16 protein-coding genes and 1 tRNA gene are annotated in these 13,825 nt (G+C 42.6%); 9 read left to right on the top strand and 8 right to left on the bottom strand.

Going from position 1 to position 13,825, the window contains the following annotated elements:
* The first annotated feature begins 67 nt into the window (after window positions 1–67).
* Window positions 68–139, top strand: a complete 72-nt coding sequence (gene pqqA, locus Q9292_RS08300; RefSeq protein WP_081624291.1) for a pyrroloquinoline quinone precursor peptide PqqA — start codon at window positions 68–70, stop codon at window positions 137–139.
* A 66-nt stretch (window positions 140–205) separates the two neighbouring features.
* On the opposite strand, the gene Q9292_RS08295 is transcribed toward pqqA (Q9292_RS08300), so the two are convergent.
* Window positions 206–2,341, bottom strand: a complete 2,136-nt coding sequence (locus Q9292_RS08295) for a TonB-dependent siderophore receptor (RefSeq protein ID WP_313986730.1) — start codon at window positions 2,339–2,341, stop codon at window positions 206–208.
* 257 nt (window positions 2,342–2,598) lie between these two features.
* Between Q9292_RS08295 and pqqA (Q9292_RS08290) the strand changes: the two genes are divergently transcribed.
* The 6 genes from pqqA (Q9292_RS08290) (at window position 2,599) to Q9292_RS08265 (ending at window position 5,193) form a co-directional block, all read left to right on the top strand.
* A complete protein-coding gene (gene pqqA / locus Q9292_RS08290) occupies window positions 2,599–2,670 on the top strand; it encodes a pyrroloquinoline quinone precursor peptide PqqA (protein ID WP_081624291.1) in 72 nt (23 codons plus the stop codon).
* A gap of 156 nt (window positions 2,671–2,826) precedes the next feature.
* Entirely contained in the window at window positions 2,827–3,186 is a 360-nt protein-coding gene (locus tag Q9292_RS08285; RefSeq protein ID WP_313986727.1) for a DUF6516 family protein, read from the top strand.
* Window positions 3,183–3,536 carry a transcriptional regulator gene (locus Q9292_RS08280; protein ID WP_313986724.1) on the top strand — a complete coding sequence of 118 codons (354 nt, stop codon included), beginning with the start codon at window positions 3,183–3,185 and terminating at the stop codon, window positions 3,534–3,536. Before Q9292_RS08285 ends, Q9292_RS08280 begins: the two co-directional genes overlap by 4 nt.
* A 130-nt stretch (window positions 3,537–3,666) precedes the next feature.
* On the top strand, window positions 3,667–3,738 hold the full coding sequence (gene pqqA, locus Q9292_RS08275; RefSeq protein ID WP_081624291.1) for a pyrroloquinoline quinone precursor peptide PqqA: 72 nt from the start codon (window positions 3,667–3,669) through the stop codon (window positions 3,736–3,738).
* 271 nt (window positions 3,739–4,009) lie between these two features.
* Window positions 4,010–5,020 (top strand): MalM family protein, encoded by a 1,011-nt coding sequence (locus Q9292_RS08270; RefSeq protein WP_275356111.1) that lies wholly within the window; start codon window positions 4,010–4,012, stop codon window positions 5,018–5,020.
* Window positions 5,017–5,193, top strand: coding sequence for an SDR family oxidoreductase (locus tag Q9292_RS08265; RefSeq protein ID WP_313986973.1), 177 nt, complete (start codon window positions 5,017–5,019; stop codon window positions 5,191–5,193). The genes Q9292_RS08270 and Q9292_RS08265 overlap by 4 nt, the downstream gene beginning before the upstream one ends.
* 60 nt (window positions 5,194–5,253) lie before the next feature.
* Here Q9292_RS08265 and Q9292_RS08260 read toward each other — a convergent pair whose 3' ends face one another.
* Window positions 5,254–6,240 (bottom strand): MBL fold metallo-hydrolase, encoded by a 987-nt coding sequence (locus Q9292_RS08260; RefSeq protein WP_313986720.1) that lies wholly within the window; start codon window positions 6,238–6,240, stop codon window positions 5,254–5,256.
* A 118-nt stretch (window positions 6,241–6,358) separates the two neighbouring features.
* Between Q9292_RS08260 and Q9292_RS08255 the strand changes: the two genes are divergently transcribed.
* A complete protein-coding gene (locus Q9292_RS08255) occupies window positions 6,359–7,255 on the top strand; it encodes a LysR family transcriptional regulator (RefSeq protein WP_313986717.1) in 897 nt (298 codons plus the stop codon).
* 111 nt (window positions 7,256–7,366) lie between these two features.
* On the opposite strand, the gene Q9292_RS08250 is transcribed toward Q9292_RS08255, so the two are convergent.
* From Q9292_RS08250 to Q9292_RS08225, 6 genes are all read right to left on the bottom strand, one after another.
* Window positions 7,367–7,801 (bottom strand): heme-binding protein, encoded by a 435-nt coding sequence (locus Q9292_RS08250; protein ID WP_313986714.1) that lies wholly within the window; start codon window positions 7,799–7,801, stop codon window positions 7,367–7,369.
* A gap of 366 nt (window positions 7,802–8,167) precedes the next feature.
* Window positions 8,168–9,256 carry a hypothetical protein gene (locus tag Q9292_RS08245; protein ID WP_313986712.1) on the bottom strand — a complete coding sequence of 363 codons (1,089 nt, stop codon included), beginning with the start codon at window positions 9,254–9,256 and terminating at the stop codon, window positions 8,168–8,170.
* Window positions 9,257–9,287: 31 nt separating this feature from the next.
* Window positions 9,288–11,342 (bottom strand): AAA family ATPase, encoded by a 2,055-nt coding sequence (locus tag Q9292_RS08240; protein ID WP_313986709.1) that lies wholly within the window; start codon window positions 11,340–11,342, stop codon window positions 9,288–9,290.
* Complete coding sequence (locus Q9292_RS08235; protein ID WP_313986706.1) at window positions 11,339–11,788, bottom strand: hypothetical protein; 450 nt, start codon at window positions 11,786–11,788, stop codon at window positions 11,339–11,341. Before Q9292_RS08235 ends, Q9292_RS08240 begins: the two co-directional genes overlap by 4 nt.
* Window positions 11,785–12,714: a hypothetical protein gene (locus Q9292_RS08230; RefSeq protein ID WP_313986704.1), complete on the bottom strand. Its 930-nt coding sequence runs from the start codon at window positions 12,712–12,714 to the stop codon at window positions 11,785–11,787. Before Q9292_RS08230 ends, Q9292_RS08235 begins: the two co-directional genes overlap by 4 nt.
* 255 nt (window positions 12,715–12,969) lie before the next feature.
* A tRNA-Met gene (locus Q9292_RS08225) sits at window positions 12,970–13,046 on the bottom strand.
* A 164-nt stretch (window positions 13,047–13,210) separates the two neighbouring features.
* On the opposite strand from Q9292_RS08225, the gene Q9292_RS08220 reads away from it, so the two are divergent.
* Entirely contained in the window at window positions 13,211–13,822 is a 612-nt protein-coding gene (locus Q9292_RS08220) for an HD-GYP domain-containing protein (protein WP_313986702.1), read from the top strand.
* Window positions 13,823–13,825 lie beyond the last annotated feature (3 nt).

Genomic DNA, 13,825 nt, shown 5'->3' with positions numbered 1-13,825 from the left:
CAACAATTTTCAAGCAGGCGCTCATACTAGTCACACGTTTGAGTGTTAACTTTTTAGGAGATCTACCATGTGGACTAAACCAGCAGCGACCGAAATGCGTTTTGGCTTTGAAGTGACTATGTACGTAATGAACAAATAATTTTAGCTGAGGCTAAAATGACAAAAGCCCGACTCGATGTCGGGCTTTTTGTTTGGGGCACAGGCATTAGAAATGCATGGTCAGTGTGACTTCTGCGCGGCGCGGCGCACCAGGACCATTGAGGTTATTGCTGGTACCGTGGCCAGAAGCATAGTAACGCTTATCGGTCAGGTTTTTCAGATTGAACGCAAGGTCGTAACGTGAGCTATGATAAATAGCTGCTGCATCTGCCGTCATATAACTACCGAGGGCCACCAGATTGTCATTCGACGCATAGCGATTACCGACATAATTCAGGCCACCGCCCACACTCCAGCCTTCATTGAGTTGATGCATTACCCACAAGTTGGCGCTGTTTTTTGGGGTGAGGGCTGCCCGTTTGCCTTGTAAGGCAACGCCGTTTTGTATCGCTACTGAGTCAGTGATGCGCGCATCCAAATAGGCGTAGCCAGCAAACACTTGCCAGCGTGGCGCAAGTTCACCCGTCATGGTCAACTCCAGTCCTTCTGTTAATTGTGTCCCCACGCCTATCAAGGCATTGTTGACTGGATTAGTCCCTTTGATGTTTTCGCGCTCAAGATGAAACAGGGCGGCGGTGGTAGACAATTTGCCATTGAAAAAATCGGTTTTGCTGCCGATTTCAATATTATTGGTCTCTTCCGGGGCTAGCTGGCTTTGCTGCTGCGAGAAGCTCAAGGTTTCGCCAGAGGGCTGGAAAGAGCGACTCAATGAAATATAGTAAGACTGCCAATCCGTGGGTTGGTAGACCAGGCCAGCACGCGGGCTCCAGGTATGATCTGTGCGCTCGGGGCTCACCGTAGACAAGCGGTCTTCAACCTTTTGCGCGAAGCGGTCATGGCGGCTGCCGACCAGCGCCTTCCAGTGCTCGGAAAGCGTAATCATGTCCTGCACATAGACGCCAGTCACTTGCAGGATGGTCTGGTTACTGAGGTTGGGATTGCTGCCGCGCACGCCAAACTGTGACAGGCTGGGTAATACCGGATCAAACAGGGAGACGGTCACCGTCGGATTGCTCCAGGCCCAGCGTTTCATGGTTTTGCGTTGCTCGCCCACCTCCAGGCCGTAGAGTAATTGATGCTGCATGCCAGCCCATTCGGCTTTTTGCAATACTTCAAACTGGTTGAACCAGCCATCATCCTGGCGCCATAGCTGGTTGTGCGTCAGGGTCGCTGTGCGCAAATTATCATTCACCCCTGAAACCAGTGTGTTGTTGCGATCCATTTCGTAATGATAGGCGCCAACCATATTGCGCACGGACCATTGGTCGTTAATCTGGTGTTTCAACACCGCGCGGCCAGACAACACATCTGAGTCGGTGTAATCATCATCGCGGGCATTGCGTGAGCCATAGTAGGTGTCTGGATCAATGTTGAGTGGCTTGCCCCGATAAGCCGGGATCCCGAAGTCGGTCACTCGGCGGTCATGCAGTTTTTCTACCTGCAACAACAAGCTGGTATCTTCTCCCAGTTGCAAGTGCAATGAAGGGGCGAGGTTTTGCCGTTCCAGAAAGCCCTGGCTTCTAAAACTGCCAGAATCCTCTACCGCGCCGTTGATCCTGAAGGCCGCTGAATCCCCCAGTTTGTCGCCGACATCAAACTCGCCGCGGCGCTGTTTGTAAGAGCCGCCGTTGAGTTTAATGGTGCGGATGGTCTCGCCAGGTTTTTTGGTGATACGGTTAATCAAGCCGCCAGAAGAGCCACGGCCATACAATACCGCGGCTGGCCCCTTGAGCACTTCCACGCGCTCAATATTCGACAGGTCACGGTAATACAGCGCGTCATCACGCATACCATCAATATACATGTCACCCATCGCATCAAAACCACGAATCACAAACTGATCACGCTGGCCGTCACCCAGATTCAGCGAGACGCCAGGCACGTTCTTCAATACATCCTGTAACGAGTGCGCGGCCTGGTCCTGAATAATTTGCGCAGGGACCACATCCACCGTTTGCGGAATATCTCGCAGTGGTGCAGCAATCTTGGTTGCCGTGCTATTCACCAGTGGTTGATAGTCCGTGCGACTGGTTTTCTTTTCCTTGACCGTGACCTCGGGCAAAGTGTCAGACTCGGTATCATTTTTTGCAGCGTCGGCTGCTTGCGCGTATGTCGCCTGGGTTGCACTGGCCAAAAGCAAAGCCAGCGCAATCGGCCGTAATGTCGATGAGTGGTAATACATGAGAACTCCCATTGGATAAAAGGCTCTGCCAGGCAGAGAGGCGTGCGGTTGAGTCTAGGCTCAACTTCTGTTAATAGTAATGATAACGATTTACATTAATAATTTGAAGGATACAGCAAAGAATTTGCTTCTGTTAACATCAGGCTGGTGAAAATCATGAGTTGCATTCGCGTAAAAGCGCGCTCAACAAAAGGCTGGCGGGCAGGCATACTGGCTACACGTTTGATTGATTGTTAACTTTATCTAGGAGATCTACCATGTGGACTAAACCAGCAGCGACTGAAATGCGTTTCGGCTTTGAAGTAACCATGTACGTAATGAACAAATAATTTTAGCTGAGGCTAAAATGACAAAAGCCCGACTCGCTGTCGGGCTTTTTTGTATTCTAATTTGATAACTTATGTTAATTTTTTATGGCTGATTTGCCTGAAACATTAGGGAGTGACAGTTGGGTAATTTTACATTTATCATCCGATGATATATAAATGCAAGACGATCATACATTAAATACATTGCTGGAAATGCATGACACCCTCTATGTCTTAGAAGGGGGGTACTGGCTCAAGTTTGAAGTATGGCAAGTGCGTGTATCTGATGCCATTACCCACGGCATCCGGTATTCACTCACATTGCATGATAAGCACGGAAAGCGGCTCATGGGTTATGACAATAGTCATGCCGTCAAACCGCCCAAAAAGTTTAAATATGCGGGGCAACGCCTGCCTTATGACCATCAGCACAGACACGCCACTGATCAAGGTGTGCCCTATGCATTCAAAGATGCCGGGCAATTGCTCACTGATTTTTTTGCGGAAGTTGAGCGCCTGTTAAAGGAACTGAAATGAATCATCGAATCACCATTGGTATCATGTCTGAAGTGCAGTTTCGTGAGCGCATGCTAGCGATAGCGCGTGGTGAATACCAGCCCGCCGCAGATGAACCCAAAATCTGGTTTTCATCCATGAAGTCGCTGGCTGAAGTATTGAGTGACGAGAACCGTGCATTATTGAGAGTCATCCAAGATTCACAGCCCGCATCGATTACCGAGCTCGCCATCATTACGGGCCGAAAACAAAGTAATTTATCGCGCACTTTAAAAACCATGTCCCGTTATGGACTGGTGGAAATGTTACGCGAAAACCGTCAGGTAAAACCTGTTGTAAAAGCAACAGAATTTCAAATATTAGCTGCCTGAAATTTTACCCTGCGCTGGTGAAAATCATGAGCCAGGTTCAAGTAAAACAGCCCTGAACAAACATCAAAACGCAGCGCATACTGTGCACACGTTGTACAGATTACCCCCCAACAAACTCAGGAGAAACACCATGTGGACTAAACCAGCAGCTACCGAAATGCGTTTTGGCTTTGAAGTAACCATGTACGTCATGAACAAATAATTTTAGCTGAGGCTAAAATGACAAAAACCCGACCAAGTGTCGGGTTTTTTGTTTGAAGGAGGTGCCTGTTTTACTATAAGACATGAGAGTTCTCCATCATGGTTTTAAGATCGATAACAGAGTTCACCACCAGGTGGTAAGCCAAAGCAGTAGCCCCTCAAACAGAGAGGGCACGATTGATTGTACGTTAAACTAGTTGTATTCTTTGGTGATAAAAATCGTTAGATCACTTAGTGATTTGATAACAAATTTAATAATAAGGATAACAATAATGTCTGGCCTCATCTCCCAATTTAACTATTTTATCGTTGTACTGGCAGCCTCTATACTGACCAGTTGTGCATCTGTAGATCAAATGCATCAACAATTATCGCAATCCAAAGCACCTCAAGCTTCAAGCATTAATGATATGGCCTATACGCCGTTGAAAACGGGTGTAGAGCAATCTATTTTGTTTGGTGACAAAACACCGACATTCCAGTTTCCACATGGCAAAGGCTACTATGCTGCTTTTGAATTAACAGAAACAGGTCAGCCCAGGCTGGTCACAGTTAAAACTTACCTAAGTGCCAGTTATTTGCCGTCAGCTTCAATTCTGGTACCAAATTTATTGGTTTTGGATAAAGATAAACAACAGATAGGGAAGATCGAAAACTACCGTATTGAAAGTGATTCGAATTTCTTTACGGGCATGACTTACTACGCTGACCTGCCATTGCAAGCAAACGCAGCCTATCTGGTCGTATACGCGGCACCAACACATTCCGAGAATATCTATGTGTACTCTGAGAATGGTACTGAATATGTATTGCCATTAGCGCCAGCAGGTAAGCTCCACATCACAGCAGGTCAGTTACTACCATTAGAAACCGACTTTTCTAAAGTCACGATTAAAGACTCATATCAAGCCTATGATGCAGAAAAGTCTGACTTCTTTTATGTTGAAAGCATCGATGGGAAATATGTCAAAAACAGTTTGCAGCGTTCTGTTGAATTAAATCGCGGAAAAGGCTTTCGCCTCAACCCATATTTAATTGACAGACAAGTGCCAGCAAACAAACCGGTGAAGTTAACTCTGGCGGCAAAAACACAATACGGTGCGCCTATCCAGGAGCTATTTGGCAAGGTTTATCAGGTGAAGGGAGAAATCACATTCACGCCTGAAAAGGGTAAAAAATATATTGTAAAAGGTGAGTTGGGTGCAGGCGCATCATCAGTATGGTTAGAAGATGAAGAAACTCATCAAGTGATTGATAAAAAAATACAAGGGAATGGTAAATAGGATTTGACCTGCCCAAACAAGGCCTGCTCGATTATTTAGGTGCTCAAGTAACTATGGGCCGAGTGGGTGACCCAGATGAAGTGACGAACGCCGTGGCATTTTTATTATCACCAGATGCCAGTTTCATTAATGGCATTGAGTTCTTTGTGGATGGTAGCCAGGCGCAGATTTAAGTTTGACCAGAACTAAAGGCCCTCTGTTTAGAGGGCCTTTCACAGTCTAAATATGTTTAATCACAGCCCCTGTCTATCATGGTATTCGGCACGAATAAATGCAAACCCGTCTTTTTGCGTATTAATGTAGCCTACCCCAGGATAGGGCAAATGCGGTGCCGCAATCATGACACGGCTTTTAGCTAATCGATTGAATTGGGTCTGCCGCTGTTTTGCGGCACTGGCTTGGTCAACATCGTAAGTAATGGTGATGTCAGGATGAGGGAACTGCACCGCTTCAACATGCACGGAGTCACCAATGAATGTAATCGACTGGCCCTGGCTTTCTAACAGGTAGTAGTAATGCCCCGGCGTATGGCCTGGTGTGGGGTAAGCATTAAAATCAGCAAGAATTTTTTGTACGCCACTCAGCGGTTTTACATGACCCAACGCCACATATGGCTGCATCGCAGTTTGCGCCTGCTGGAAATAGGCTTTGTCGTAGCCATTCACCCCATTTTGATTTTTAGCATCCAGAAAAAAGTCTATATCGGCTTTACCCACATAGATATTCGCATTGGGGAAAACCGCTTTGCCCTCATGCACCAGGCCACCCGTATGGTCGGTATGGATATGGGTAATCAATATGTCAGAAATATCTTCCGGCTTAACGCCTAACTTGTTTAAACGCTCACTAAACTTGCCACCAAACCCCTTGCCAAAAAAATCTCCTGCACCTGTATCCACCAGGATGAATTTCTTGCCGGTGTTGATTAAAAACACATTGATGGATGCCTCAACCGGGTTATGTAAATGCACTTGGTTTAACAAGCCATCCACCGTTTGCTGGGGCGCGCCTTTTAACAATACATGTAAGTCTTGCGGCACCGTGCCATCCGAAATCACCGTGATTTCATACGTGCCTAATTTAAACGTGTAGTAACCAGTTTCAGCATGGTATTTAGCCACTGAAGCCGTTGGTAATTCAGCTCCGGCAACAGAAGTATTTACATAGGCCAGGCACTGTAACAACAAGCCAATGGCTAAAACCGTCTTCTTGAATGCCATTCTTTTTCTGCCTTGCACATTGCTCATCCATATTCTCCGGTTCATTTAAATTACCATCAGAATACGTATAATTAATGATTATTTAAAATTGAATATTTGTATTGGATGTATAAATATTATGGATATAAAAAGAGCAGACCTGCCTTTATTGATTTCGCTGGATATCCTGCTGGAAGAAAAAAACGTCACCAAGGCGGCGCAGAGACTGAATATCAGCCAGCCAGCGCTCTCTACGCAATTAGCCAGGCTGCGAGTGTTGTTTGAGGATCCGTTGCTTGTACCGGCTGAAGTGGGGCGCGGTATGGTGCTGACTGAAAGGGCATTAAACCTTCAGCATAAATTACGCGCATCCATTAACGAGCTTAAGTTTGCCGTTAATTTCAAATCCAGCTTTGATCCGCTGACCTCTCGCCGCAAATTCACCATTGCAACCAACGATAGTGTGTTCACGATCCTTGGCCTGCCAGTGTTAAAAAAGGTGCTTTCCTTTAATAATCCAGGGCTGCAAATTTCATTCGTGTCAGTGTTTGGCGTCAATGTGAAAGAAGACCTGGAGCAAGGCCATATTGACCTATACATTGGCGATATCAACAAAATGCCAGACAGCCTCAAGGTCAGGTATTTAATGAAAGACAGCTTTATCATGGCGCAGAAAAAAGGGCATGCGAGAGGCACAAAAAAACCGACACTCAATGAATATTGCCAACTCTCGCATGTCATCGTCTCTGCAAAGGGGGACTTATCCAGCTCAATTGATCACTTGTTGTCCGAGCAGTCGCAAACCCGGAACATCGTGGCCTCTGTGCCCAGTTACAACCAAATTGCTTTGGTGCTCACCAATAGCGATTGTGTCGCCACCTTACCTAAACAGCTACTCGAAAAGTATGAAGACACGTTGGATTTGATTGAGCTGCCATTTGCAATCCCGCCTTTTGAGCTAGGCATGGCGTGGCATGTGAAGTCTCAGGATGATGAAGCGATGGTATGGTTGAGGCAGCAGTTTGTGAATAAATAATTAGGATAGCTTAGACTCTCAAATGAGATGAGTTTGGCAAATAAAAACGGCTTCTTAAAATGGAATCCGTTTTGTAGTTAGTTGTGAAAGAGGATTTTCTAAGTGATTTAATCAGGTCCGCCAAGGATGCTTAGGCACATCACAGACACCAGCCACATTCACACCCGCCTGTGCAACTAAGTGATCATTTTCAACTGTGTCTCCACTCACGCCGATTGCACCAATCAATATCCCGTCTTCATCCACAATCGGTAACCCACCTGGGAAAGTAATCAAACCATCGTTGGAGTGCTCGATACCGTATAAAGGCGAGCCAGGCACTGAAAGTTTGCCGATTTCGCCAGAGGGCATGGCGAAGTAACAGGCGGTTTTTGCTTTTTTGATGGCGATGTCGATACTGCCAACCCAGGCATCATCCATTCTTGTGAAGCTTTTCAGGTTGCCACCAGAATCTAGTACGGCGATACACATCTTGACGCCGATTTGTTTGGATTTTTCAACTGCTTTTTCAATGATTTCTTGTGCGACTTCAAAGCTTACGTGCATGTGTTTTCCTTATTGTCTAATTGATTGGTATCAATGTGACTATGCCCACAGGTTTAAATTCATTTAACTTTGCACTCGCTTGAAATAGGGGGCTTTGCAGAAGGTAGCGATAAATAAAAACGGCTCCCATTTCTGGAAGCCGTTTTTGTATTTGGTGGTGAAAGAGGGACTTGAACCCTCGACCCCAGGATTATGAATACTTTGCGCACGTTTTTAACCCACTGATTTATTTGCTATTTTTAAATTTTCATTTTAAATACAATGTGTTGCGTTCCACATTGTTTCTGGTTATTACCGGTTGTTACTGGTTATTTACGGCTATACCGTTGCCTATGGAAATGATGGAATCGATTCAAAAAAGGGCACTTAAAACTTAGAGTTAAAATTAATCACATCAATTATTAAAAATTTTAAGATTTTACAAAGCCAAATCAATTCTTTTTCCTCTTTATTATTTGCAACAATATTAAATGACGAGTCTAATTTTTCTGCATGAAAGCTTTTGTTTCTAACAAAATACATATATCTCAGGCATAAGATAGCAACAACATCTGTGTCGTATTTTTTTGGGCTAGCCAGGTTAATTTTAATATGGTTTTCAACTTGATTCCAAAACCCTCTATTAATCAGATGTGTCTTCCTTACTGATAAGGCGTCATTAACAATTGAAATAAATCTAGAGTCTTTAATTTGTAAAACGAAACCTTTGAAGGCTTCAGCTTGTTTTTCTGTAGGGAAGTCATTGTGAATCATTGCTATCCAGCGAATATTATCCCTAATTTCATTAGATTGAGTAGATGAGATTAAGCCTTGAGATAGCGGATATAAAGCGTTGTTTGCATCCATATGCTTTCGTAGGTGTATCAGGCACTCTGAATCCTTTGTTTTTTGTGCTAGACATTTATACAGAGCATTGAAGCTTCTCCAGAGTTTGTCAAATTTATCAAAAGGATTGGACAAGCAACATGCTTTAATTAAGTGAGTCGTTGCAATTAGTATTGCATGCCCTTTTGAGTCTTCATTAAGTATAGCTTCAAGTTCATTACTCTTTATCTTGCACAAATCTACCAATGATGAGTTTTTCTCAATAATTTGATATATGTCTTTATGGCCGATTATTTTTTTTATAGGAGTGAATTTACCCTTGTTACGAATGTTGGATTGAGAAATTTGAATCTGACGAATCTTTATTGGTGCGCATACTGAGCAATAGTAATATGTTAAGGCTTTTGTAACTTGTTTATTGAGCGCGCTGTTGTAGTTTGAGAAAATTGAATCTATATCGACTTTTTGGCTTCTTAAAGCAGTGATTTCTATCTGTTGATTTGTTATATGAAATCTATCTTTGTATACTTTAGAAAATGGATATTCAACATTTTTATTTAAAATCACTCTTGAATCAAAATCCTCGCTATCAAGGGTGATTAAGATCCTAACTTCAAATTCTCTTGCCATTTCAGATTGCCCCCAATTTAATGCCTAACTTTTAACTCTGTAGCGGCTTGATGCATTTGATATCTAAAGAAATTAAATTGAATTTGACTCCGTGAGTAGCTTCATTGAATACGGCATCTGATTCATCGAATGACGCAGCCACTATACTCTGTAATCCTTTCTCTGAGCCGAGCAAATTAAATAGTGCTCGTTGGCTTTCTTCTCCCATGGAATGCTGACCAGGTTCATCAAATAGAATAAATTTCGGATGATTTCCGATAAAAGTCTTTTGATTCAAACTGAAGGTAGATGTTTGATAAAGCGCTATTAAATAACTCCATATTAGCCTTACAAAATCACTAGCACTTGAATCTGATTTTATGTCCGCCATTTCCCTTAGTTCCGTACTGAAGAGATACGGAGTCAAGGAGCCTTTGTTAATTTCTACAAGATTAATATCTGCACTGGAGTAGCCAAATGCTGATGCATTGGCCCTGAAGAACGATTGAAATACACTAATTTTTTTAGAGTCTTCATCAGAAAGGAGATTTTCTGGTAATTCCTTCCTTGCTTTTTGATTAGTAGAAAAATCTTTTGAGAGATTGCTCAGCGATTCGATAGCAGCTTCTAGCTCCAAAGCCGCTGAGTCCAATTTCTTCAACTCATCCTCAACCTGAATTTGACGCATATAAATAGCTTTAACATTACCTTCTCCTAGAATTACAGCTTTTTTTATTGTTGAGAGAAGTCTACGTTTTTCATCAATTCTTTTTGATAGGTCAGATTTAATTGACTCAATATCTTTCAATTCAGATCTAAGACCTCTAATCTGCCGAGTGATCATTTCAGATTGCTTGTTTAAATAGTTGATATTTTCTTCCAAGCTCATCTCGTTAGCTTTCGTTAATTGCTGCGCAAGCGAGTCACTGATTGGGCTGCTACAGGTAGGACAAAAGTCACTAGCAGTTCTAATGTTTAATTCTGCACCTAAGCTCTTTAGCTTGAAAGCGGCTTTATTACGCTCTAAGTCTTCTCTGATTTCGAGAATAAAGTGTTCATATTCTTTAAGTGATGAAATTGATAGGTTTTCACGAGATATTAGCAACTCGTATGAGTTACTTAGTTTTTCAATATCAGCCGTTAACTTATCTAGCTCACTCAGTTGTTGCTCTGTGTCACTGCTAGCTTTAGAGGTCTCTAGATGATCCAGTTTCGCTCTCTCTGATTGTAATTCCTTTATGTACTCCTCTAGTGTTATTGACTGTGTAAAAGTTTTCTTATTAATTGATAACTTGTCACGATCAAAGTCAGAAACTAATTTGGTAGGTAGGTTTGAAATAAATACACTATTCTCTGAAGAAACTCGTTCAATCTCTCGAAGTTTGAAATCCCACTCTTGATGTAGTTTTATGGATTCTTTGTTTAAACTATCTAATAATATGTTGTTTTCGAATACATTTAAATTGAGTAGGAATTCAGCAACATGTGTTTTGGCATCTCTAATGCCATAATAAGGTATGTTGGCTAAGTAGTCTGACCAACCTCTTTTTTGTTCTATTATCAAAGCAGCGAAAACTGTCTGTAAGTATAGTTTTGTTTGCGCGGTGCTGTTTGAGAGAGGAACTGTGGGTAAGTTGTAGTTAAGAAACTTCTCCAGAAAGAAGTGGAATCCTTCTTCTTTCGAGGCTCCGCCACTATCATGAACGTATGTTGGTCTAACTTCTGTTGGAGTTAATTTCTGAGTAAGTATTGGTCCGTCGATTACTTCGATTAACTTATTGCTTTTGACTTTATCAATGATTACGCGTGAAATTGTTACTGTTTTACCTTCATGATTCTTAATTTCTAACATGACTTTGGAAGACTCGATTTTTATCTCTCTGCCATTGTAATTAAAGTGTTCTTTCAAAGCATATGGTAGAGACTTGGGCCCCTTGGATCCTATTATTTCCTCCATCCCCAAACAGTAGATAATTGAGTTATAGATAGTACTTTTGCCTGATGAGTTATTACCTCGAATAATATTTAAGTGCTCTGAAAACGTTGTTTCAAATCCGAATAAACCTTCAGGAGTATCTAATTTAATCTTAAGAGCACATATTCTCATTGTGAGGTCCAGCTTTTAGTTATAGTTTCTATCATAGATTCGGTAATGCCTTTACCTATTGACTTGAGCATGCTTTTATCTTTTTGCATGATTTCAATATCTTCTAATATTGCGTTTGCATAAATTGAGCCTTTTTCAGTAACCTGATATCCAGTTTTAGTGGATGAAATAAGATTATCTGCAATAGCAAAATTTACAGCGATTGTTAGAAGTGGATCAAACCCCCAGGTTGGAATATTCAGATTATTTTTTTGCGCTGCATTTAATAAGATTAATCTTCTGGAGTCACTTTTTAAACCCCAGTTAAATAGTTGTAGTTTTGGTAATGATGCGTGAGAGCTTCTGCAACAGTAATGTAATATGAGTAAAACCTGCGCAATTTTATAAACTGTCCTATGTTCTGCAAAGACAGGAGAGGATCTGATTGTGAATTTTAGTTGGCTCATAAGTCAATAAAGTCCAACTGGCAAACTGCTAACCATCGTGAGATAAATGCTCTAGCAATTTTCATTGATTCAGTGTGGTTTAGTACATCTTGAAAGTCAGTTTTTAGCAGATCGAGAAACTCCTCTTTAAGGCAGGTCGTCAGTGCTTCAGGGGTATCGTTCCAAGTTAAGCATTTCTCTTGTATGTGTAATTCGAACTGCATGACTGATCTGACAATCCTTATGTATACATAAGGAGCATCCGCTTCAATCTTCTTTAAATAAGGAGTTGAATGTATAAAATCTTCTATTGTCAATTGTGTCAATTTCGATGCCTGAGTTTGATATTTCGGCTCACCATTGCCTCCAACGCGCGCAATTGATTTTCTGCTAATGTTCCCCTCGTACTCGTGCATTGGTCCATCAGTTGCTGCTAACTCAGGCGATGAAGTATCAAATGTAAGACATTCACCACTTGATGTTTTGATTTGATTTATTTCAGTCGCGTAGAAGTCAGCATCTCGCAAATGAATTGTAAAGTCATTACTTAAAATAGAAAGGCCCCAACTGCGAGCCTCTGTCTCTTTATTTTTTGCATGACTTAGAAGTTCATGAGAAGAAATAACCGGAGTTACATAGTGCCACTCCCTTATTTTTGTGGATCCAAGCCGAATACTTAGTTCCTTTTCATATGTTTGGAGTTTTTTGATATCAGTTGATATCTTTGCACGATGCTTTGTTAGCAGATCTGCTGTTGAATAGTTCTTTTCAGGGCAATAACACTGGAATGCTAATCCTGAGTGAATTGTAAACCCTTCTAAACCAAAGTCACCAGGTGAGGCTGGGATTGATTGATAACCCTCTACACCATACTTATATTTAAATACTTTCTGGCACAAAGCTTCCCATGAAGGGCCATCAAAAAGACCATGACAAGTGTTAAACATAAGAACTCATTTTAGTTATATGAAAACAATTTTTTATGTGAATGTAACAGTAATTGTAATTGTTGTTAAGTATTTATCTCATACACAACGCTCAGGACTTAAAGTCCTGTGCTGGACAGACTGCACTCCTACCGTTGCCTGTGGAGTGTACATATCTCAATGAATTTAAAGGATAAAGTGGTTTTTGCCATTGCCTATGATTTTTAGGCTTAGATGTGAGTAAGGGCTTACATTGCTGTAAGCCCTTACTGGTATTGGTGGTGAAAGAGGGACTTGAACCCTCGACCCCAGGATTATGAATCCTGTGCTCTAACCAGCTGAGCTACATCACCAGATTTGAAAGACCGCGATTATAGCAGTTGTATCAGGGCACGACAACATTCCTTTGCGACCTTTTTTACTACGCATTTTCTTGAATTGCGGGGTGGTAGGCTTTTCATCCGTTTAGTTTTGGGAGTATGCTAAAACTTAAACCTATTAAAAGACCGGGAAAAGGATGAGCGAGCCTGCAAGCAAGCATAGCGGCGTATTGCATTTGAGCAAGGTATTTGCCGATGCGTTGCGACTGCGCGATGCTTATACACGTTTGCATAGTGACCGGGTAATGGCGCTTTCGAGAGGGATAGGGCTGGATATTGGCTTAACCAGCCAAGAGCTGGATGCGTTGGAGCTGGGCGCTTGTTTGCATGATATTGGCAAGATTGTGGTGCCAGATGCGGTGTTGATGAAGCCAACCCGGCTGGATGCTGATGACCGGGCAATCATGCAGGTGCACCCTGAGGTGGGGGCCAATCTGATTGCAGCTTACGCGCATAATGAGGCGAATAAGGTTGCACAAGTCGTGCGGCATCACCATGAGTGGTTTGATGGTAGCGGTTATCCTGATCGTTTGGCTGGAGAGGCGATCCCGTTATTGTCACGCATTGTGACGGTGGTGGATAACTATGATGCAATGGCGGTGCGGCGCGTGTATCAGGAGGCGCGGCCACACGATGAAATTTTGCGCATTATGGAGAGTGAGTCTGGCAGCAAGCTGGATCCCGATTTGTTCCAGCGGTTTGTTAAGGTGATTCATGATCCAGGCTATGCCGAGTTCAAGGCGTCGTGAGGC

The sequence above is a fragment of the Methylophilus sp. VKM B-3414 genome, assembly GCF_032248435.1.
Classification (GTDB): Bacteria; Pseudomonadota; Gammaproteobacteria; order Burkholderiales; family Methylophilaceae; genus Methylophilus; species Methylophilus glucosoxydans.
This window is presented reverse-complemented; position numbering and strand designations above follow the sequence as displayed.

What these genes read in the sequence shown, in the direction of transcription:
- Q9292_RS08295 (WP_313986730.1), bottom strand. Translation starts at nt 2,341, where the DNA reads ATGTATTACCACTCATCGACATTACGGCCGATTGCGCTGGCTTTGCTT.
- Q9292_RS08285 (WP_313986727.1), top strand. Translation starts at nt 2,827, where the DNA reads ATGCAAGACGATCATACATTAAATACATTGCTGGAAATGCATGACACC.
- Q9292_RS08280 (WP_313986724.1), top strand. Translation starts at nt 3,183, where the DNA reads ATGAATCATCGAATCACCATTGGTATCATGTCTGAAGTGCAGTTTCGT.
- Q9292_RS08270 (WP_275356111.1), top strand. Translation starts at nt 4,010, where the DNA reads ATGTCTGGCCTCATCTCCCAATTTAACTATTTTATCGTTGTACTGGCA.
- Q9292_RS08260 (WP_313986720.1), bottom strand. Translation starts at nt 6,240, where the DNA reads ATGGCATTCAAGAAGACGGTTTTAGCCATTGGCTTGTTGTTACAGTGC.
- Q9292_RS08255 (WP_313986717.1), top strand. Translation starts at nt 6,359, where the DNA reads ATGGATATAAAAAGAGCAGACCTGCCTTTATTGATTTCGCTGGATATC.
- Q9292_RS08250 (WP_313986714.1), bottom strand. Translation starts at nt 7,801, where the DNA reads ATGCACGTAAGCTTTGAAGTCGCACAAGAAATCATTGAAAAAGCAGTT.
- Q9292_RS08245 (WP_313986712.1), bottom strand. Translation starts at nt 9,256, where the DNA reads ATGGCAAGAGAATTTGAAGTTAGGATCTTAATCACCCTTGATAGCGAG.
- Q9292_RS08240 (WP_313986709.1), bottom strand. Translation starts at nt 11,342, where the DNA reads ATGAGAATATGTGCTCTTAAGATTAAATTAGATACTCCTGAAGGTTTA.
- Q9292_RS08235 (WP_313986706.1), bottom strand. Translation starts at nt 11,788, where the DNA reads ATGAGCCAACTAAAATTCACAATCAGATCCTCTCCTGTCTTTGCAGAA.
- Q9292_RS08230 (WP_313986704.1), bottom strand. Translation starts at nt 12,714, where the DNA reads ATGTTTAACACTTGTCATGGTCTTTTTGATGGCCCTTCATGGGAAGCT.
- Q9292_RS08220 (WP_313986702.1), top strand. Translation starts at nt 13,211, where the DNA reads ATGAGCGAGCCTGCAAGCAAGCATAGCGGCGTATTGCATTTGAGCAAG.